Origin of the sequence: Gardnerella sp. 30-4, from assembly GCF_001641215.1 — a bacterium.
GTDB lineage: Bacteria > Actinomycetota > Actinomycetes > Actinomycetales > Bifidobacteriaceae > Bifidobacterium > Bifidobacterium leopoldii.
The window spans coordinates 1-20,798 of the sequence record NZ_LXJL01000018.1 but is presented as its reverse complement, the minus strand read 5'-3'; the positions used below and the strand labels follow the sequence as shown (position 1 = coordinate 20,798).

Annotated in this window: 21 protein-coding genes; 16 read left to right on the top strand and 5 right to left on the bottom strand. The window is 40.2% G+C overall.

From position 1 onward, the window contains the following. Positions 1-40: 40 nt before the first annotated feature. The 16 genes from A5294_RS01810 to A5294_RS01735 all read left to right on the top strand — a co-directional run bounded on the left by A5294_RS01810 (position 41) and on the right by A5294_RS01735 (position 13,876). Positions 41-631 carry a hypothetical protein gene (locus tag A5294_RS01810; RefSeq protein ID WP_004106594.1) on the top strand — a complete coding sequence of 197 codons (591 nt, stop codon included), beginning with the start codon at positions 41-43 and terminating at the stop codon, positions 629-631. Positions 632-918: 287 nt separating this feature from the next. Continuing rightward, complete coding sequence (locus A5294_RS01805; RefSeq protein ID WP_004106596.1) at positions 919-2,958, top strand: long-chain fatty acid--CoA ligase; 2,040 nt, start codon at positions 919-921, stop codon at positions 2,956-2,958. 64 nt (positions 2,959-3,022) lie between these two features. Beyond that, on the top strand, positions 3,023-3,511 hold the full coding sequence (locus A5294_RS01800; RefSeq protein WP_004106598.1) for a peptide deformylase: 489 nt from the start codon (positions 3,023-3,025) through the stop codon (positions 3,509-3,511). Positions 3,512-3,820: 309 nt separating this feature from the next. Further along, entirely contained in the window at positions 3,821-4,639 is an 819-nt protein-coding gene (rpsB, locus tag A5294_RS01795) for a 30S ribosomal protein S2 (protein ID WP_004574276.1), read from the top strand. A 100-nt stretch (positions 4,640-4,739) separates the two neighbouring features. Continuing rightward, the gene (gene tsf, locus A5294_RS01790) at positions 4,740-5,591 is read left to right on the top strand and encodes a translation elongation factor Ts (protein WP_004106601.1); all 852 of its coding nucleotides are present in this window, start codon (positions 4,740-4,742) and stop codon (positions 5,589-5,591) included. 175 nt (positions 5,592-5,766) lie between these two features. Continuing rightward, positions 5,767-6,516, top strand: coding sequence for a UMP kinase (pyrH, locus tag A5294_RS01785; protein ID WP_004106602.1), 750 nt, complete (start codon positions 5,767-5,769; stop codon positions 6,514-6,516). Positions 6,517-6,535: 19 nt separating this feature from the next. Continuing rightward, entirely contained in the window at positions 6,536-7,090 is a 555-nt protein-coding gene (gene frr, locus A5294_RS01780; RefSeq protein WP_004106603.1) for a ribosome recycling factor, read from the top strand. A gap of 33 nt (positions 7,091-7,123) precedes the next feature. After that, positions 7,124-8,155 carry a phosphatidate cytidylyltransferase gene (locus A5294_RS01775; protein WP_004574271.1) on the top strand — a complete coding sequence of 344 codons (1,032 nt, stop codon included), beginning with the start codon at positions 7,124-7,126 and terminating at the stop codon, positions 8,153-8,155. Between the two features lie 42 nt (positions 8,156-8,197). Then, positions 8,198-9,115 (top strand): prolipoprotein diacylglyceryl transferase, encoded by a 918-nt coding sequence (lgt, locus tag A5294_RS01770; protein WP_004106607.1) that lies wholly within the window; start codon positions 8,198-8,200, stop codon positions 9,113-9,115. A 79-nt stretch (positions 9,116-9,194) separates the two neighbouring features. After that, positions 9,195-9,860 carry a ribulose-phosphate 3-epimerase gene (gene rpe / locus A5294_RS01765; protein WP_004574269.1) on the top strand — a complete coding sequence of 222 codons (666 nt, stop codon included), beginning with the start codon at positions 9,195-9,197 and terminating at the stop codon, positions 9,858-9,860. Positions 9,861-9,984: 124 nt separating this feature from the next. Then, positions 9,985-10,590, top strand: a complete 606-nt coding sequence (locus A5294_RS01760) for a CDP-alcohol phosphatidyltransferase family protein (protein WP_064340298.1) — start codon at positions 9,985-9,987, stop codon at positions 10,588-10,590. Between the two features lie 19 nt (positions 10,591-10,609). Continuing rightward, the gene (locus tag A5294_RS01755; RefSeq protein WP_004106613.1) at positions 10,610-11,659 is read left to right on the top strand and encodes a DUF881 domain-containing protein; all 1,050 of its coding nucleotides are present in this window, start codon (positions 10,610-10,612) and stop codon (positions 11,657-11,659) included. A 2-nt stretch (positions 11,660-11,661) separates the two neighbouring features. Next, entirely contained in the window at positions 11,662-11,994 is a 333-nt protein-coding gene (locus A5294_RS01750; RefSeq protein ID WP_004106615.1) for a small basic family protein, read from the top strand. Positions 11,995-11,997: 3 nt separating this feature from the next. Beyond that, entirely contained in the window at positions 11,998-12,834 is an 837-nt protein-coding gene (locus A5294_RS01745) for a DUF881 domain-containing protein (protein ID WP_004574263.1), read from the top strand. A gap of 18 nt (positions 12,835-12,852) precedes the next feature. Further along, positions 12,853-13,293 (top strand): FHA domain-containing protein, encoded by a 441-nt coding sequence (locus tag A5294_RS01740; RefSeq protein WP_004106618.1) that lies wholly within the window; start codon positions 12,853-12,855, stop codon positions 13,291-13,293. Continuing rightward, complete coding sequence (locus A5294_RS01735; RefSeq protein ID WP_064340297.1) at positions 13,271-13,876, top strand: MerR family transcriptional regulator; 606 nt, start codon at positions 13,271-13,273, stop codon at positions 13,874-13,876. The genes A5294_RS01740 and A5294_RS01735 overlap by 23 nt, the downstream gene beginning before the upstream one ends. Positions 13,877-14,520: 644 nt before the next feature. On the opposite strand, the gene A5294_RS01725 is transcribed toward A5294_RS01735, so the two are convergent. The 5 genes from A5294_RS01725 to A5294_RS01705 all read right to left on the bottom strand — a co-directional run bounded on the left by A5294_RS01725 (position 14,521) and on the right by A5294_RS01705 (position 20,629). Continuing rightward, on the bottom strand, positions 14,521-15,255 hold the full coding sequence (locus A5294_RS01725; RefSeq protein WP_064340295.1) for an HAD hydrolase-like protein: 735 nt from the start codon (positions 15,253-15,255) through the stop codon (positions 14,521-14,523). Further along, positions 15,248-15,595, bottom strand: a complete 348-nt coding sequence (locus tag A5294_RS01720; RefSeq protein ID WP_004106625.1) for an RNA polymerase-binding protein RbpA — start codon at positions 15,593-15,595, stop codon at positions 15,248-15,250. Before A5294_RS01720 ends, A5294_RS01725 begins: the two co-directional genes overlap by 8 nt. 109 nt (positions 15,596-15,704) lie before the next feature. Beyond that, positions 15,705-18,338 carry an RNA helicase gene (locus A5294_RS01715; RefSeq protein ID WP_004106627.1) on the bottom strand — a complete coding sequence of 878 codons (2,634 nt, stop codon included), beginning with the start codon at positions 18,336-18,338 and terminating at the stop codon, positions 15,705-15,707. 27 nt (positions 18,339-18,365) lie between these two features. Further along, complete coding sequence (locus A5294_RS01710) at positions 18,366-18,707, bottom strand: hypothetical protein (RefSeq protein WP_032842489.1); 342 nt, start codon at positions 18,705-18,707, stop codon at positions 18,366-18,368. Between the two features lie 2 nt (positions 18,708-18,709). Beyond that, on the bottom strand, positions 18,710-20,629 hold the full coding sequence (locus A5294_RS01705; protein WP_004106631.1) for a YafY family protein: 1,920 nt from the start codon (positions 20,627-20,629) through the stop codon (positions 18,710-18,712). Positions 20,630-20,798: the final 169 nt, after the last annotated feature.

Below are 20,798 nucleotides of genomic sequence, written 5' to 3'. Positions count from 1 at the left end.
TAACAACAGTTTTAAATAATTGTTAAAACAGGAGAGAAACATGAAGATAGATTTTGCTGATGCCTATGGCATGGAAGATAACGATTACAGTGATGATGAGCTGAAAGATAAGTCCTCAAAGACTAAGAAAAACAATGACGAGGATCCTCCACATGTTTTCTGTAGACCTCGTATTAGCTTGCCTGTATATGAGGGTGAAGTTAGTGTTGGTTTTTCGCGTGAATGCTTGAAATACCATGTTGGAATGTGTTATTTCGACAGTAGAGATGAGCAGGCTTTTGTTAATTTAGCTTTAAAAACTTGTCAAATTGCTTGCATAGCTGCAGATATTTCGAGAGGTAGGCCTATTTCTCCAGCTATGTCGCAGCTTTTAACAAAAAGTTGTATTACTAAATTAACTAACATGTGGAAACTGATGGATGAGTATTTCACTGATAATAACGATTCGGAAACTCGCTCTGCTGTGCGTAGTTTTCCTGCAGTTCCGAGTTTGTTTAATGGAATGTTAGTCAGCCCGAATCATTTTGAAGGTGTTGTGCGCATTTGTGCAGGACCTGTGAAATACTGGGCGTCGTTATCTTTGGAATTGAAAAATAATCGTTGGATTTGCACGTATGCAGATCTAGGATAAAATCGTCGCTTATAGTAGGTAGCTGAAATAAGACATCTATGATAATGCGTTTGAAGACTTATGTACATATATTCAAATAAATATGAGCCCCTTATTGCTTGATTTGCTGATTTTTCAACAATTTTAGCAATAAAGGGGTTCACTTTTGTAAGATTAAACATTCTACCTTGCACGACTTGTAGAATCTAAGTTTTTTCCCAGTGTTTGTTTGTAAATGACAATATTAAGTATTATTTTTTGTACTTCGTGCAGTCGTGTCGATTCTGTTATCAAGTACAATAAATAATATGCTCCGAGAATTTGCTGTAGAAGCCATTCACCCAACTCAAGACGGTGATACCATTTATTCCTTACTCGCCAATCGTGCTATGCGTAGCCCACAAGACTTGGTTGCTCAATGGCAAGACGATGAAACTCGTCGTTGGCATGATGTTACTTCATCTGAAATGCTCGCGAAAGTTCGTGCAGTAGCTCGAGGCTTAATAGCACTCGGAGTTCAGCATGGCTCCAAAGTTGTTATTTACTCTGCTACATGTTATGAGTGGGGTATTGTCGATTTTGCTTGTGCATGTATTGGTGCTGTAAGCGTTCCTATTTATGAAACAGATTCAGCATTGCAGGCAGCTGACATTATCGATGAAGTTAAGCCAGTTATTGCTTTTGCTGGAGACGATGCGCATGCTCAATGCTTAGAGCGTGTTCGTCAGGATCATAAACATATAACTTTGAAAACCGTATTTAATTTCAAAGCTGGTGGCTTGGAAGCAGTTGTTGATTTTGGTAGATCTATTACTGAGGATGAGCTTAATAAAGCTGTTGATGTTGTTAAGGCAGATGATTTAGCTACTATTGTTTACACCTCTGGCTCGACTGGTAGACCTAAAGGCGCAATGCTTTCAAATCGTAATTTTACGCATATTGTTTTTGCTGGTTACGATGTTCTTAACGATATGTTATGCAAACCAAATCGTTTGCTTTTATTCCTTCCATTGGCGCATTGTTTTGCTCGGTACATTCAATATGTTGCTATTGGTGCTCACGGTGTTATTGGATATGTGCCTAATGCTAAGCATCTTTTGGCTGATTTGCGTAGTTTTAAGCCTACGTATTTACTTGGCGTGCCTAGAGTTTTTGAAAAAGTTTATAATGCTGCGTCACAAAAAGCTGGTGCTGGCATAAAGGGTCGTATCTTTGCTAAAGCTGTAAAGCATTTCATTCAATGGTCTCGCGACAATGTTGAAGGTAAAACTCATTCTCTTGCTGCACGCATGAATCATGCGATGTACATGAAAACAGTTGGTTCTTCTATTCGTTCAGCTTTAGGTCCTAATCTTTCATGGTTAGCTTGCGGTGGAGCTCCAATGGATGCTGATTTGGCTCATTTCTTTAATGGTCTTGATGGTATTACTTTTATTCAAGGGTATGGAATGACTGAAACTGCCGCTCCTTGTGTAGTTAATTTTGAGCATGCAAATCAAGTTGGATCTGTAGGTCGACCTGGTCCTGGTATAGCTATCCGTCTTGCTGACGACGATGAAGTGCTTATTAAAGGTCCTAACGTATTTATGGGATATTTCAATAAGCCTGAGCTTACTGCAGAAGTTATTGACGAAGATGGATGGTTGCATTCAGGCGATCTTGGCTCAATAGATGATGAAGGATTCTTGTCTATTACTGGTCGCAAAAAAGATATTATTATTACTGCCGGTGGCAAGAATATAAGTCCTGCTCCTATGGAAGGTATTATTGCTCAATGCCCATTAGTTTCTCATGCTGTAGTAGTGGGCGATGGTAAGCCATTTGTTTCTGCTTTAATTGAGCTTGATCCAGATATGGTTCGTTCTTGGCTAAAGAATAAGGGTATGGATGTTAACCTTACTATGAGTGAGATTGCTACTAACGAAGCAGTGCGTTCAGTAATTCAGCAATTTATTGACCAAGCTAATAGTACTGTTTCTCGCGCTGAGTCTGTTCGTAAGTTTGTTATTTTGCAAGATGAATTTACTCAAGATGCTGGAACCTTGACTCCAAGTATGAAGATTGTTCGTCCGAAGATTCTTGCTCGCTATGCTGATATTATCGAAACGCAATTGTATGCTCCAAAGCCTAATACTCGTCCTTTGCCAGCAACTGTAAAGATTCTCGATAAAACTACTGAGACTGTTAAGCAAGCACAGGAGACTGTTAAGCAAGCTCAGGAAGCTGTAACTCCTCGAGTACGTCAAGCTATCGATCAAGCTGCGAATCATTTGAAGCGTTTTGGTGAAGAATCTTCATCAGATTCCTCTTCGACATCGCATAGTGATCATAATGAACATGTCGAGTAAAAAGCTTACATATTTGTAGTTGTTTTTTCGTTATTCCTACTTACATAAAAGAAAGAGTAATCGAGTGTCTATTAGAAAAATTCGTATTGTTCCGGATCCCGTATTGCGAACTCCTTGTGATGAGATTCGTGAAATTACGCCAGCTGTGAAACATTTAGTTGATGATTTATTGGAAACGGTAAATGATCCAGGTAGAGCTGGATTGTCTGCTAATCAGATTGGTGTAAGTTTTAGAGCTTTTTCTTACAATATAAATGGTCGAATTGGCTATATTCTAAATCCAGTAATTGAAGAGCTAAAAGGTGAACAGTACGACGACGAGGGTTGCCTTTCTGTTCCGGGATTATGGTACAAAACTAGGCGTGCAAATTATGCTAGAGCTCGTGGAATTGATTTAGATGGTAAGACTGTAGTGCTTGAAGGTGAAGGTCTTATGGCTAGAATGATTCAGCATGAGTGTGATCATTTAGATGGTCATATTTATTTGGATAGGCTTGAAAAGGATGTGCGCCGTCAAGCGTTGCGTGAGTTGCGCAATAATATGCGTAGCTAAGTTTTAGTTTTTATGCGTTATGTGTAAATAATTTTTTAAAAGTTATCGGCATTTTTGTTGCTTTTATTGCTACAAGGATGCCGATTTTTGGTATTGAGTATCTGATATAATCACTCTCTGCGTGTCCATTTTGAGCATGAGTATTGCCGCGTTATATGATTGCTCGCTTTTTATTGTCTACACGGATTCGCAAATACGCGCCATGTACGCGTCCGTTCGTGTCGGTCGGCTTGGATTTAGGCATGTGTCAGCCAAGTTGCATGCGAACAGACATGGCCAGGAAATAACCGACAAGAAAGGTATATAGATATGGCACAGATTACCATGAGCGAAATGCTGAAGGCTGGTTTGCACTTCGGTCATCAGACTCGTCGCTGGAACCCAAAGATGAAGCAGTTCATTCTTACCCAGCGCAATGGTATTCATATCATCAATTTGTTCAAGTCTCTCGACATGATCGACAAGGCTTATGACTTCATCAAGCAGACTGTTGCTCACAACGGCACTGTTCTCTTCGTGGGCACTAAGAAGCAGGCTCAGGAAGCTGTACAGAATCAGGCAACTCGCGTAAACATGCCTTATGTTTGCGAGCGTTGGCTTGGCGGTATGTTGACCAATTTCCAGACTGTTTCTACTCGCGTAAAGCGCTTGAAGGAACTTGAGGAAATGGACTTCAGCGATGTTCGTGGATCCGGCTTGACTAAGAAGGAACTTTTGCTTCTCGAGCGCGAGAAGGACAAGCTTTCCAAGCAGCTCGGTGGTATTCGCAACATGAACCGCACTCCATCCGCCATGTTCGTTGTTGATATTAACAAGGAAGCTTTGGCTGTTGAAGAAGCCCATAAGCTTGGTATTCCAGTTGTGGCAATTGTTGATACCAACACTGATCCTGAGTCTGTTGAGTATCCAATTCCTGCTAACGACGATGCTATTCGTGGCATTGAGTTATTGACCAGCTTGATGGCTGATGCTGTAGCTGAAGGCTTGCTTGAGCATGCCGGTAAGGGCGCTAAGTCTGAAGGTAATGATGCTCAGCCAATGGCAGCTTGGGAGAAGGAATTGCTCACCAAGGAAGGCGAAGCTGAAGCTAAGCCTGCCAAGGAAGAAAATACTGAGGCAAACGCCTGATAAGCTAATTTGCAACCAGATTCTTATCTAGAAGCTGCAAAATCCAATTGATTTTGCTTTTTGCAGCTTTTAAGAATCATATTGATACGAGGAGAACAAAATGGCAGCAATTACTGCAGCGTTGATTAAGCAGGTGCGTGAAGAAACCGGCGCCGGCATGATGGACGTTAAAAAGGCTCTTACTGAAGCTGAAGGCGACGTTGCCCGCGCTAAGGAAATCATCCGCGCTAAGGGTATTCAGGCAGCTGGTAAGCGTGAAGGTCGTAAGGCTCAGGAAGGTACCATCGCTTCTAAGGTTGTTAAGTCTGCTGAAGGCGAAACTGGTTACGCAGTTGAGTTGAATTCTGAAACTGACTTTGTGGCAAAGACACCAAAGTTTGTGGAATTCTCAAACACTGTTCTTGACCATGCTGTTGAAGCTAATGCTTCTACTGCTGAAGAAGTACTTGCAGCACCAGCTGATGGCGCAACTGTTAAGGAATCTGTTGAAGAAGCAGCAGCTTTGTTTGGCGAGCACGTCAAGGTTGGTCAGGTTGCTAAGGTAAGCGGTCCACACGTTGAGATTTATGCTCACAAGAAGTCTGTGGAATTGCCTCCAAGCATCGTTTCCATGATTGCTACTGACGAGGCTGGTGCAAAGGTTGCTCACGAAGCTGCTTTGCAGATTTCCGCTATGGGTGCGCAGTGGCTTCGCCGCGAAGATGTTCCAGAAGAAGTTTTGGAATCTGAGCGTCGCGTTGCAACCGAGAAGTCCTTGGCTGAAGGCAAGCCAGAGAAGATTGTTCCAAAGATTGTTGAAGGACGTATGAACGCTTTCTTCAAGGAAACTGTACTTCTCGAGCAGGCATACGTTAAGGATCCATCCAAGAGCGTTGGTGACTTGTTCAAGGAAGTTGGCGGCACCGCTCTTGCCTTTGCTCGCGTTGAGGTTGGCAAAGGTGCTGCTGAATAAGCACTAATTATATAAGAATTTATTTTTGTTCTTGTATATAGGGTTGCGTGCACAAGTTGTGCGCAACCCATTTTTTATATTCATTTTCCAGCTTAACGTGCGTTTTGAGTGTCGTTATTGATAGATAAACTGACAAAGATATACCTCATTCGCCGTTATGACTGGAGGAATCTGTATGGCTATTGCACAAACGGATGAAGGAAAGTCCCGTAGGGTTTTATTAAAGCTTTCTGGAGAAGCATTCGGTGGTGGCGCTGTTGGTATTGATACTAATGTTATTCGTAGGATTGCTGGCGAAATAGTAGCTGCAGTGAATCAAGGCGTTCAGGTTGCTATTGTTGTCGGCGGCGGTAACTTCTTTAGGGGAGCAGAACTGCAGCAAGCAGGTATTGATCGTAGCCGTGGCGATTATATGGGTATGTTGGGCACTGTAATGAACTGCTTGGCTCTTCAGGATTTTCTTGAGCAAGCAGGGCAAGCAACTCGCGTACAAACTGCTATTACAATGGGTCAGGTTGCAGAACCTTATATTCCGTTGAAAGCAATTCGTCACCTTGAAAAGGGTCGTGTGGTTATTTTTGGTGCTGGTGCCGGAATGCCATATTTTTCTACTGATACTGTTTCTATTCAACGTTCATTGGAAATTCATTGCGATGAAGTTCTTATGGGCAAGAATGGTGTGGATGGCGTATATAGTGCTGATCCTCGTAAAGATTCTACTGCTCGTAAGTTCCTAACATTAAACTACAATCGCGCTATCGTTGATGGTTTAGCTGTTATGGATGCGTCTGCGCTTTCTATGGCTCGCGATAATAATCAAAAAATTCGTGTGTTTGGTCTTGAGGGCGAAGGTAACGTAACTAGTGCTCTTGTTGGAGAATCTATTGGCACATTAGTGTCTAATGCAGAGCCAACATTTGCTTAAATATTATAAAGGAGAACACATGTCAGCAATAATTGATCAAGCCCGTGAACAGATGAATAAGTCTGTTGAAGCTACTAAAGAGAATTTTATGGGTATTCGCACCGGTCGTGCTAATCCTGCTTTGCTAAACGGAATTATGGTTGATTATTATGGTGCTCCAACTCCAATTAAAGCTGTTGCATCTATTGGTGTTCCAGAGCCTAGAACTCTTTCAGTTACGCCTTTTGACGCTTCTCAAGCGAATGCTGTTGAAAAGGCTATTCGCGATTCTGATTTAGGTGTAAGCCCTAATCGTGATGGCAATGTTATTCGTGTTACTATGCCAGAGCTCACGGAAGAGCGTCGCAAGGAATACGTCAAGCTTGCTAAGAATAAAGCAGAAGAAGGCAAAGTTGCAGTTCGCAATATTCGTCGCAAAGCTAAGGAATCTATTGACAAGTCTGTTAAAGATGGTGAACTTGGCGAAGATGAAGGCGATCGTTTACAAAAAGAGCTTGATAAAGTAACTAAGCAAGTTACTGATTCCTTAGACGTTTTGCTTGAAGGTAAGCAAAAAGAAATTATGGAAGTCTGAGATTTTTGTAGTTTCAAACTGAATGGGTGCCGTATGAGTCAAATAAAACAGCATAATTTTGCCAATGAAGTCAGTAAAGCAAATGCTGAAAAAACTGCATTAGAAGTAGGATTGTCTTCTGACAAAGCAGATACTGCTACACATGGCACCCATGAAACTTTAAGTGATATTAATCGTCGCACGGGCAGGAATATGCCTCAAGCAATTGCTACTGCCGCAATACTAGTTGTAGCAATTGTTTCTTGCTTAATTATTAGCATTGATGTCTTTATAGTGCTTATGGCCATTTTTATGGTTCTGGCATTGTGGGAATTACATGTTGATTTTGCAACTCTCGGTTTGCGTATTCCTTTCGTAACGTTATCAATATGTTCGCTTGTAACTATTTTTTCAACATACTATGCAAAATGGCATGCTGTTGCTATGGCTAGTGGAATTACTGCATCTTTGCTTCTTACAGTAATTTGTGCGACTCTTAGCAGTACTATTTCAGATAGAACGATGCAAGCTGTAGAAAAAAAGCTCGATGGTTCTAACCGCTCATCATACGAACATACTTTATTTACGAATACGTCTGTTTCGCTATTCGTGGTGTTGTACATTCCACTTTTAGCTTCTTGCATTGTATTAGCTCTTACAAATACAAAATACGCAGTTGCTCACGCTATGCTTTTGGTATTTTTACCTGCATTAAGTGACACTGGCGGATTATTTGCTGGTGCATGGTTGGGCAAACATAAGCTTTCTCCGCGAATCTCTCCTAAGAAGTCTGTAGAAGGCTTAATAGGCTCAATGCTTTTTGCAATTATAGGAGCATATGCAATTATTGCAGGTTTTTATGGTTCCTCTTGGTTCAATTTCTGGTGGATGCCATTAGTCATGGGTATTTCTTCTGGAATCATTGGCACATTCGGTGACTTGTGTGCTTCTATGCTTAAAAGAGATATTGGTATTAAAGACATGGGGCATTTGCTAAAAGGTCATGGTGGTGTTCTTGACCGAGTAGATTCTATTTTGCTGTGCGGTCCTGTGCTGCTTGTGCTTTTGCAACTTGCTCATTTCTGAATTTATCTGTCGCAATCGTGGGCTTAGACTAATATCGACGCCATGACAGTCTGTTTTATCCCGTCGCCAAGTATTTCGCAATTTTCTCTTGGCTTTGTAAACATAAAGTTTTACGCTCTTAGTATTCTTGCCGGTATTTTGGTTGCAATGTGGATTACTACGCGTCGATGGAAGCGTCTTGGAGGAGATTTTAACCAGATACTTGATCTTGTTTTAGTCAGTCTTCCTGCTGGAATAATTGGCGCGCGTTTGTATCACGTTATTACAACTCCAGAAAAGTTTTTTGGCTCTAATGGTGATTTTTTAGAAATATTTAGAATTTGGAATGGTGGTCTAGGAATTTGGGGCGGCATATTCTTAGGCGCATTGGCTGCTTGTGTGTTATGCAAGTATCGTAAATATCCTATTGGATTACTAGCTGATTGTGCAGCTCCTGCAGTGCTTATTGCTCAAGGTATAGGAAGATTGGGGAATTGGTTTAATCAAGAACTTTACGGAGCTCCTACTAACTTGCCATGGGGTTTGAAGTTAAATTATGATACCACACAAGCAATAGGTCATAGTGAAAGATGTTATGATGGGTTAACGTGCCCAGAAGGCACATTATTTCATCCAACATTTTTGTACGAGATGATTTGGAATTTCATCGGTGCTGCATTGCTTATTTATTTTGGCAAAGTTATAGCTAAGAAGTTAAAAGCCGGTTCCGTATTCGCACTTTATGTTATGTGGTACACAATCGGACGAGTATGGATTGAGGCATTGCGAATTGATTTTTCACATGTTTTCTTAGGTGTTCGCATTAATGTTTGGGTTTCTATTATCGTATTTATTTGTGCAACTATTGTTTTTGCTTTGCTGCAAAAGAGTGCTAGTACTCGTGATTCTCTTGTTGAACGACTTATAGATATAACTTCAGACGAAAGAGAACGTGAGTCTCAGAATACTTCTAGTAAATAAGATTCAAGTATTTGAAAAAGCAATTTTAAAAATTTTGTTTTTATAAAACTAGTCGCTTGCATTTTCTAGAATAGTACACATGAATATACAAATAGCACCTAGCATTCTTTCCGCAGATTTTTGCAATCTTGAGCGTGACCTTGATGCAATATCTAATGCGGATCTTGTTCATGTCGATGTAATGGATCATCACTTTGTACCTAACTTGACTTTAGGTGAACCAATTGTTAAGCGAATTTGTGAGGTTACTAAACTTCCAGTTGACGTACATTTGATGATTGAGGATCCAGATCGTTGGGCTCCAGAATACGCTAAGCTTGGAGCTGCTTCTGTGAGTTTTCATATGGGTGCTACTCATGCTCCAGTGAGATTAGCTCGTCAGCTTCGCGATATGGGTTGTAAAGCTTGCTTTGCTGTGCGTCCTGCAGAACCAGTTGAACCTATTTTCGATATTCTTGATGAATTCGATATGGTTCTTATTATGACTGTTGAGCCTGGTTTTGGTGGACAGAAGTTCTTAGCTAATCAAATGAATAAGGTTCGCCGTTTACGTGACGAAATTACTCGTCGCGGATTGCAGACTCATATTCAGGTCGATGGAGGAGTTAGCCCTTCAACTGCAGCAATAGTTGCTGAAGCTGGTGCTGATGTGCTTGTTGCAGGTTCTGCAGTTTATGGAGCAGAAAGTCCTAAAGAGGCGATTGAAGCTATTCGTAATACTGCAAAAGCTGCTTGGCACGAATAAATATTAGATGTATGTTGGGGACATGAAATATGTCCCCAACATATTAAGTATTGCACAACAAGCGAGTTTTTTTTGATGCGAATATATGCTGATTAATTGAGTGATTTCGTATGAGGAAGATATTATGACTAAGTTCGTTATTAATCAGGAATATAGTCCTGAAGCAATGAATCGAGTTTTGACAATACCTAATCTAATCAGTTTTTTGCGCATATGTTCAATTCCTTATATTGCTTGGCTTATTACACAGCATCAGATGACTTTTGCTCTTATTGTTTTAGCAATATCTGCGTTTTCTGATTGTCTTGATGGTTATATTGCTCGTACTTTGAATCAAGTTAGTAAGTTGGGTCAAATCCTTGATCCTATAGCTGATCGTCTATTGATTTTTTGCAGTACGTTAGCTTTAGCTGTTGCAATGATTATCCCTTGGTGGGCACTTTTATTAGTAGTATTGCGTGATGTTATTATGGCTGTACTTGTAATAGTACTTGCGCAAAGAGATTATGGTCCTTTGCCTGTTAACTTTGTAGGTAAAGCTGGTACAGCGCTTCTTATGCTTTCGATCGTTTCTTTAATGATTGTTTATGCTGTAGCTACTGAGTCTATGTTCCTGCTTTATGCTGCTGCACTTGCATGTGGAGTGTGGGGTATTGCTCTATATTGGTATGCTGGCTTGCTTTACTATATGCAAGCTTATTTGTTACTTGCTAAGTCAAGAAAAAACTAAATAAGGCGTGTACGCACATATGACTAAGCAAGATGAATTTGTTAGTTTAAAAGATAGTATCAAAGATTTAGATGTAAAACATACGTCTCATAAAAGCACTATGCCAATGTCTTTTGCTGCTCCTGATGGAATGTTGTTAACTAGGCGTAGAGCATTATTCTCGCACTCATTTACTGGTATTTCAACGCATCATGTTGTAATGTCTCCTAGTGGTTTTGCTCACAATCATGATCGTAGACGTTATATTGACGATTATGCTTTGCGTCTTATTGATGATTTAACTAATCGTCCGGTTGATCCAATGTTTATGGATGCAAGATTAAGTAAACAACCTGTTAAACCGTTTAATCTGTGGTTCACTAGAGCTATAGTATTTTTATTGTGTGTTTCTATCGGTACTGTTGGGAGTCAGTTTGTTCGTAAGTTACACACTGATCCTAGAAAAGCAATACGTTCTTCATTAGCTAATGAGTTGTCAGGTTATACGTCTCGTTTCGATAAGCTTGTAGAAGAAGTAACGTTATTGAGAAATAACGTAGATCATGAGTCGCAAAAAATTACTACGCCTGAAGAGGATGAAGTTAGTAAATCAGATGATATGGTTAATGGCACTCATGCTGTAGAAGGTTCTGGGATTACTGTAACTATTGCTAATCCTATTTCTGCTTCGAGCGATGTGAATAGCGGTTCTTTGCCTCGCGAGAGTAATGGCGCAAGAATGCGATTAGTTACAGATCGCGATATTCAACAATTTGTATCATTATTGTGGAAAGCAGGCGCTGAAGCTATTTCTGTTAATGGGCATAGACTTGGAGCACAAACTTCTATTCGTGTTGCTGGCCAAACTATTCTTATTGGAGTTAATCAAACTCAAAGTCCATATGTTATTGAAGTTATTGGCGATTCTGATGATTTAATTAAACAGTGTAATGATATGAAACGCATGAAATGGTACGCATCTTTAGCTAATGCAGGCATTAATCCACAGGTTTCACCTTCGAGAGTTATACGACTCAGCGCAGCAAACACAGGCGATATCAGTTTTGCCAACGAGAGAATTAGGAGATAAGCATGGCAGCGATTTTTGGATTAATTTTGGGAGTATTAATTGGAGTTGTTGTTCATCCAGATATTCCTATTGTCATTCAGCCTTATTTACCTATTATGGTCGTTGCAGCACTAGATGCGTTGCTTGGTGCTGCACGTGCATATTTTGAAAGAAACTTTTCGGATAAAGTTTTTGTTATTTCATTCTTCTCAAACGTTATAGCAGCTACGTTGCTTGTTTTACTTGGAAATCAGCTTGGTGTAGGTGCACAATTACAAACTGCAGTTATTGTTGTTTTAGGAATTCGTATTTTCTCTAACGTTTCTGCAATTCGTCGTTTCATCTTCAGGAGTTAGCATATGGTTTCAATGTTTTCTCATTCTCCACAAGGTGATGATATTCTTCATAAAATGCGTCGTCAAAAAGCGCATGATCGTGAAAGTGATGAAACTCAAACTGGATCTTTCCCAGCAGTTCATCGTAAAGTAAAATCTTCACTAAGTGGTCATGTGACGCGGGCGCGTATATTTACGGGCTTTTTAATGATGTTGCTCTGCGCTTTATTAGGTTTTGCGTACATGATTCAAGTTAATCGTAGTAACTCACTTTTGTATGAAACAATGAGTGAAGAGGAGTTGACGCGTCTTATTACAGAAACTCATTCTCAAATTCAGAGTTTGGAAAGTCGAAAAAGTGAATTAACAGGTCAGCTTAATTCGTTGCGTGAAGCAGTAGATAAACAAGATGAAGCTCGTCGCATTGCTCAGCAGAATGCTCAAGCAAATGGTCTTATTTCTGGACGTCTGCCGGCAGTAGGTAAAGGTATTGTAGTTCACATTACCGCAGGTGAAAAAGAGAATATTGATGCCGCTACGATGTTTCAGCTAATAGAGGAATTGCGAAATGCTGGCGTAGAAGTTATGTCTATTAACGGTGTGAGAATAGTTACTTCAAGCTATATTTCACAAACTAAGCATGGTCTTATATGTGACAATATTATGATTGATCCTCCTTATATTGTGAAAGCAATTGGTGACCCTCAGAATTTGCAAAATGCTGTTAATATTGCAGGCGGTGTTGGGTCGCGTTTAAAAATTAAATTTGGTTCTTCTGTAATGGTTTCAGTGCCTGATGAGGTAGAAATTACTTCGACACGCGAACCAAAACAGTACGAATATGCAAAACCAGTCGAGTAACAAGGTAGAATAGCAAGTATGACTGAACCGATTCCTACAGCTGGCGAAACCACTATTATTGGTATGCCAGCTATTCATATTCCAATGAATACAACTTCAGATCGTCCTATGCAGCAGGATGATTTTGATACTATAGCGAAACTACGTCCTGGTACTGCGTTGTTGATTTCAACTAGGGGAGCAGTGTCTGGTTCTCGCTATCTTCTCGATGAAGACTTAGTAACAGTTGGGCGCGATTCGCATGCTGATATTTTGTTAGATGATTCTACTGTTTCGCGTGCTCATGCAGTGTTTAAGCGCCATAATGGCGTGTTTAGCATTTCAGATTCTGGAAGTCTAAATGGTACGTATGTAAATCGTGAACGTGTTGATGAATCAGTGCTGCATAATGGCGATGAAATTATGATTGGCAAATTCAGACTGGTATTTTTCGCACATGACGCAGTCACAGTCCGATAATGTGATTAACGCAGTACAGGGGGAGCTTTTTAATTTTTCTCTGTCTGCTGATCACGCTTCAGGATACCGTGGTAGTGTCGCTATGAAGGTTGCCGGTATTACTTACCGGCAACTCGATTATTGGGCTCGTAAAAGCATTATAGAGCCTTCAATTCATGCATCTAGCGGTTCTGGTTCTCGTCGTTTGTATTCTTTTAAGGATATTGCGATTATGGCTGTAGCTAAAAGGCTGCTTGATGCTGGCGTTAATTTAGTTAATGTTACTACGGCTATTATTTTTCTTAATCGATACTCAGAAGAGCGTTTGAGAAATATGACTATTATTTGTGATGGTCAATCTGTTCAAGAGTGCGATGAGAATCAAGATAATATGCGTCGTATGCTTGCTTCTGGTTTAGCAGTATTTGCTATTGCTGTTGGCCGCATTGTTTCTAGAGTTGAAGAGGACTTATCTTCTGAAAATTCTGTTGATGCTACGCAAGTTGAAGAAAAAAGTAGTAAGTCTACTCGCAAATCTTATTCAAAACCTACTTCTCATACATCTTCAAACTCATGGAGTCTTGTTCAGGAAACGTGGGGATAATGGCATGTTTGTAGTTGTTATTATCGCTGTTATTTGCTGGTTTGCTTCAGTATCATTGTTTTTCTATAGTTTATTTGCTTGCGTGCGTTTTTTAGTAAAATTTCGAAAAAATGCTTATTTGAAGGCAAATAGTATTAGCAATAGTAATAAGAGAAATTCTATTGGTTTAATGCCTTGGAGTATTGTTATTACGCATTGTTGTGGGCTTCCTTGCGCAATGCTTGCGTACATGCTTTTGCATATTGTTCGCGATTTTGGATTTGTTCGCGATGATTATTGGTTATTAATGAGATCAACGCTGATTGCGTCATATGTGATTATTATCGCGCTTATTTTTGTCAATATTTTTGTCATGCTATTTTGTGCGTACCGAAGCTGCAAGTCTTAGATTATTTAGTAAGAAGTATCAATAGGGATATTATTTGATAGTAGTTGAGATTTTGTTGGTTGTGTTTGATTGTTTATCTCTAATTTGACATAACGTACATTATCGGATAAATATCAAGTAAATCTAGTCAAATAATAAGCTCAACCGACAGAAACTGTGCATGTATGTAAAGAAAAAGCCGTTTTCCCGCCAAAAAACGACCGAAACTTTACGAGGGTGTAAAGAAAAAGCCGTTACGACAAAAATTCTGATTAGATTAAGCGAAATATTCGCAAATTGCAGTGCTTAATTCGCTTACGTTATCAATAATTCTGTAAGATCCGTGTGCTTCAAGCTCGCCAGGCTCAGCATAGCCCCAAGCGCATCCCAAGCAATCCAAGCCGCAATCTTTTGCTCCGTCGGCATCAGTCCAGCGGTCTCCAACCATCAAAGCTCTGTCGCCTTTTTCTGGATTGTAATCAATCTCATCAAAAACATAACGAATAACTTGAGTTTTGCTAATGCGCGACATATCTTTGCTAGCGCCATAAATTCCGTCAAGATACTTCGTTAAACCAAAATAATCGCAAATAGGCTTTACTTGATATTCTGGCTTGCAAGATGCGGTTGCTAAATAATATCCAGCTTCACGAAGTTTTGTGAGTTGCTCAAGTATTCCATCGTATACTTTGTTAAGTAGGCATCCTGGAATCTTTTTACCAGGATTATTTGGATCATCAAAAGTTGCTACTTCAGAATAATACTTGCGATACGTAGCAAGTCCCTTTGCTAGCAGCGATTCAGGCACATTATTGCGTTGAAGAGATTCTAAAATTGAAGGACCTATAAAACGATGCATTTCAGCATCGTCCGGAATAGACTGTTTCAATTCTTTCAATGCAAGCTTTGCGCAAGTAATAATACCAGCATCTGACTTTGTTAATGTGCCATCAAGATCAAGCAGAATAATGCGACGACTAGTGCATCCTGAAGTCACCGAGAATTCACTCATAGTCAGGAATCCAGCCCTCATGATGCATTTTTAGACGTTTGTCTAGTAAAGTTTTTAATTCTTCTTCACTACGACGTTCAAGCAGCATATCCCAATGCGTTCTAGAAGGCTTGTTGAAATCATCATCTGGACGATCATCGTCGCCTTCGCGATGTGCAATCGTGCCGCAGCGGCATTCCCACTCTTCAGGAATTTCTGCGCCTTGAGCAAAAGGAAGAATCGTGCGATGTCCCTTTGGGCACACATACACAACATCATTTCGTGCCGCGAAATCTACATTATCGTCAGATTCTAATGATTTCGCACCAATGCTCATACCGCGTAAACTGCGTTCTGCCATAGTATCTCCTTGTGTAGTACTTTATAAAATTACCGAATTGCACGGACTATATATATAAAAACGATTTATATATACAAAATACATGCGTTTTATTTGTATATGCTCATACTTATACATCTGAGTATGCAACAACTCCACGGTTTAATAGTTTTGCAGCTTCATAAGCGCACGAAGAAAGATTTTTATCTACGCCATCTATAGATTGTAAATATTCTCCTGCTGCGAAAAGTTGAGTAAGTAAATCAATAAGACGTTTAGCTTGACGCACGAAATCTCCTCCAGTGCTGTCGGTATTGCGCAAAATTTCAGCTAGATCAGCACCATTAGCCCAATCATACATAATATCTACAGCACCAAATTCAAGCGGTCTTAACGCTGGCAAATGAGCGTCTGCGCATAATGCGCTAGTACGCATAAATAATTCTTTCATTCGCAATACTGTATTAAATATCGCGCCATCCTTGCCGCCTGGATATCGTCTAGGTTCTCCCCCTGCAGGTCCTCTAGATTCATAAACTAATGCAGACAAGCACGATAATAATTCAAGCGGTGAAAGATTATTAAAAATTCCTTCGCAAATAGCTTCAGCAAATACAATGTCTAGTTCGTTATACAACCTTCTTAACAATTGACCGCGCTCAGTAAGGTGCAAAATTTGGTTTTGTGAAGAATCTTCAGATTGTAAATAATCCAAACTGTACAATACGTCACAAATATGGTCAAAAGTTCTAGCAACAGAACCAGTACGAGATTCGTAGCGTTCACGTACTTGATCAAGTTCCTTATGTTCTCTAATCCAATGGTAGCCCCAACGCAAATGTTGTTGAATATCTGCACAACCTGCACACGGATGCGTTCGCTCAGCTTCTCTAAGATTTGCAATAACATCATCCAGCGCTTTAAACGCTGCTGTGCGTTCTGCATCTGTGTGGAATAAAGTATGTTTCAGTTTACGGCGTTGATCGTGTTGAGCTTCTTTAAGCTTCATACGTAATTGTAAGAATTCAGCAAAATCCCCATGTTCGCAGTGGAATGCTTCTTCATAGCCTTTAAGAGCTGTTTCAAGTTCGTTCATGCGATTATGTAAACGTTCAGCAGAAGCATTAGCTTCCCATTGAGCAAAAGAACGATCTAGTGTTGTTCGAGCAGTATCTGCATCGCTTGAGTTCAGCAAATTAACTGCCATATTAAACGTAGGAACGAAGCTGGAATGTAGTGGGTATACGCGTTTACTAGAAAGCGCTGCAGCCTGTTGAGGAACAAAATCAGCATGATCTACAAGAATTGCGTAACCAATATCGTCAATTCCACGTCTTCCAGCACGACCTGTAAGTTGCGTAAATTCTCCAGGTGTAAGAGGTACATGCCCAGTACCGTCAAATTTTACTAGCTTTTCTACAACAACGCTTCGAGCTGGCATATTTAAGCCTAAAGCAAGTGTTTCTGTTGCAAAAACAACTTTAATAAGTCCGCGTTCAAATAGAGTTTCAACAATGTGACGGAATAACGCAATCATACCTGCATGATGTGCTGCAAATCCTTGTTCGAGAGCAAAACGAAAACGCTCAAAGCTTAAAGCGTGTAAATCTTCTTTAGAAAGTTGATTTGCAACCATACTGTCAACAATTTTACGGATTTCGTACATTTCTTCATCAGATGTAAGTATTAATCCTGCGTTTAAACATTGTTGAACAGCTTGATCGCAACCGGAACGAGAGAATATAAAATAAATTCCTGGCAGCATTCCTAGGTAATCTAATTCGTCAATAACAGCCCAGCGACGAGGAGTATGTCGTTTCGCGCATTTATCTAACTGTGCAACTCCCCCGTTAGCACTGTGCTTCTTACCTTTTCTGTAACGGTATTTGCTATCGCTGTAAGATTCTTTACGGCGACGAGCGCGGTACTCAAATTCATTAAGTTTCCTAGTCAATGCAGGGTTAACGCGCTTAGTTACGTTTCCATTATTGTCATGGTCGTATAAATCGAGTAACTCAGGCTCAGTTGCAGAATCCTCTTGAATAACAACATGTCTTTCTAAAGGCACGGGTCTGTGTTCGTCGACAACCAAATGAGTTTCTCCACGCACTGATTCTAGCCATGCAGAAAAATCTTCAACATTTGAAACAGTTGCAGACAACCCAATAATTTTCACCGATTTTGGAAGGTGAATAATAACTTCTTCCCACACAGCTCCGCGGAATTTATCTGCAAGATAATGAATTTCGTCAAGAACGACAAACCCTAAAGATTGCAACGTAATCGAATGCTCGTAAAGCATATTTCTTAAAACTTCAGTAGTCATTACAACAATGTCTGCTTCAGGATTTACAGAAGTATCGCCAGTTAATAGCCCTACTCTGTCTGAGCCGTACTGTTCGCAGAAATCGTGATATTTTTGATTACTTAAAGCTTTAATAGGCGTTGTGTAAAAAGCTTTTACATTACGATTTTGCGCAAGAAATACAGCAAAATCCGCAACAACAGTTTTACCAGCTCCAGTAGGAGCAGCAACTAAAACATTATTGCCATTTTCTAGTGCATCAATAGCTTCAAGTTGAAAATCATCAAGTTCAAAAGACAAAGAACGCTCAAATTTAGATGCCATTGAACGCTCGTGCTTCATTGTATTTTTAAAAGCTGCGAAACGTTGTGAAGGAGATAATACTACATCATTCTCATTGCAGTCAGTTGGATTGCTTGATTTATTTTTGCAGTCTTTTTTATGTGATAAATGAGACATAAAAAGTATTAGTCGCTTTCTTATATGCTATAGCTGAATGTCTTCTTCGCGAAGAGATTTTTTATCCCAATGCTGCCATATTTTACGGTGATTTTCGCGAATTTTTTGATGACGCTCAATAACTTTTGCGTGCGTTCGCTCATATCGATTCGTTGCATCTTTAATAGGAAGTGTAAATAATGGATCTCGAGGATTTTCATTATCTTCTTTATTTGGTTCATGCAAACGTTCAAATCTAGAAGAAACGTCTTCGGAAATGCCAAAGCAGACCCTAGCTATTTTTATTGCGCTTAAAACGACAATAGCAACTCCTAGCGCTACCATGAGCAGCATAAAAACTGTTATGAGTAGCCAAATCCACCAAGGCATTGTTATTCCTCTGTATTCGCATTATCAGCGTGATTAACGCTTAATTCACGTTGAGCGCGAGCAATAATCATACTGCGCAATGTTTCAGGAGCAACAGCTGTAATATGACGTGCGTGAGCAATGCAAAAAGCAACGAACCATGAATCAGAAGAAACAGTAAGATGGACTTTTACTCCGCTGCCACAAGTTTCCATAGTGGCTCCAGAAAGATTCTTCAAAAAGTTCAATTCTGTTTCATCGGTAATAAAGCAAGTTTCAGTTCCGTTATCAAAGCACCATTTACGAAGTTCACTAACTGGCACATCTGGAATTTCAACTTGAGATACAGGCTCTACAACTTCTGCACGTTCAATACGTGCTACGCGAAGAACTTGCCAAATGCGAGGCAATCCATTCGCTTTATTAATTGTCGTATCTTTAGCAACAAATTCACGTTTATCTTCTGGTGTTTGCTGCTCTACATCAGTCCACACTGCAACATAGTAAACGCCTTCATCAACGTAAATCTTCGACGGTGCAACAATCTTGCGACGAATACGTCCTGCCCCGTCAGTGTATTCCATATCTAGCAAAGATCCAGAGTTAATAGCACTGCGAACAATAGAACAATTTCGAGGCTCAATTTCGTAACCTGTTAAACTCAGCCATGGAGTTTGACCAGGAAGAACATGACGGCGAAGACGTTTATACAAGGATTCAGCTTGTGTGCGCTGTTCAATAGGCAAAAGCAAGGAATGTGCCAAATAATTAGCAGACGCAGTAAGCATGCTCAAATATTGCTGCGAAATTCCAGCAAGTCTTTCCAATCCTAAAGAATTAGTAGCAGAAACAATTCCCTCGTTCTCAAGAAGAGTCCAATCTATATCAAAGAATTGGCTTCCGGCCATTTCCCCATCGTCAGAAACAGTAGTAAGAGTATTTATATCCTTGTGAAGAATTGTAACAAATCGACGAAGTTCATCATCGCTTTTTGGTCTACCAATAAAACGCTCAGCAAGCTCGTCTAATGGGAATTCCTCTCCAAGATGAGCAGACAAGAAAAGCATCAATCGAAGCCTACGATCTACTTCACTTCCAGTTTGGAATGAAGAGCCTTTTTTGGTATGCGATTTATCAGTGTCGCTATTTTGTTCTTCAATATTTTGCGCTTCTTGTATAGCATCTTCTTCATCTTTTTGCTCATTTTCGTCACATTGAGCAAAATTAACTGCTGCGTGCAAACGGCGATGGAAAGCATCAACTGCTTCTTGAGGGCTTACTACGCTAGATCCAGGATGTTCTAGCACAAACATCGCTAAGTCGTCAGCATCAGTATAAGCAACGTTTAAATGTTCACCATCGACATCCACAGTTGCGGCAAATCTGCGAGAATCAATAACTTTTACCAATGAATCAGGTAGCATTTGTGTTCCAAGACCAGGTGCGATTGAATCTAAGCCTAAGCCAGGAATAGGAGTTTGTGGAACTCTAGGAGCAGTGCGAGAAGTGCGCTGTTGCTCGTGTTGACCTGAATCAAGAGAAGAAATAGACATTGAACGAGCAAGATAATTTGCTGCAGCTAAAACTGGTAATTCAGATTGGTCGAAGCGTAAACGTACGCGAGGTTCATCGCCTAATTGCAAACGATAAGACGCAAAGTCTTGACCTTCGGACTTTGAAGAATATTCTGGCTGCCTAGATTCGATTGCAATACCCATAGCAGCAAGCTTTGCGCGATCTCGCTGGAATTGTTTTGCGAATGCTGCTTTAGCTGCTTGATCTGCAAGCTCACCGTACGAATCTGCATATGCCTTTACGCGCTGTGCAATTTGACGCGAAGTCAGCCATTGCGGGAATGCGGAAGACAATACAGCGAGTACATCTAACTCGTGTTTGCCCCATTTGTCGGAAAAACGTCGCCTTCCGTTGCTTCCTTCTACCATTAGTCCTCACGTATCATGTTTGTATCAATTTACTTATGCGCCTTGCATACAAGCGACTACGAAATGCAGCAAAACTTGTGTTGCAATACTGCGCACACCTTTTCTATTTTAATGGTGTTTTGCGGTACGTGTGGACATTTTTTAAAAAACTTCTAATAATTATGTATTT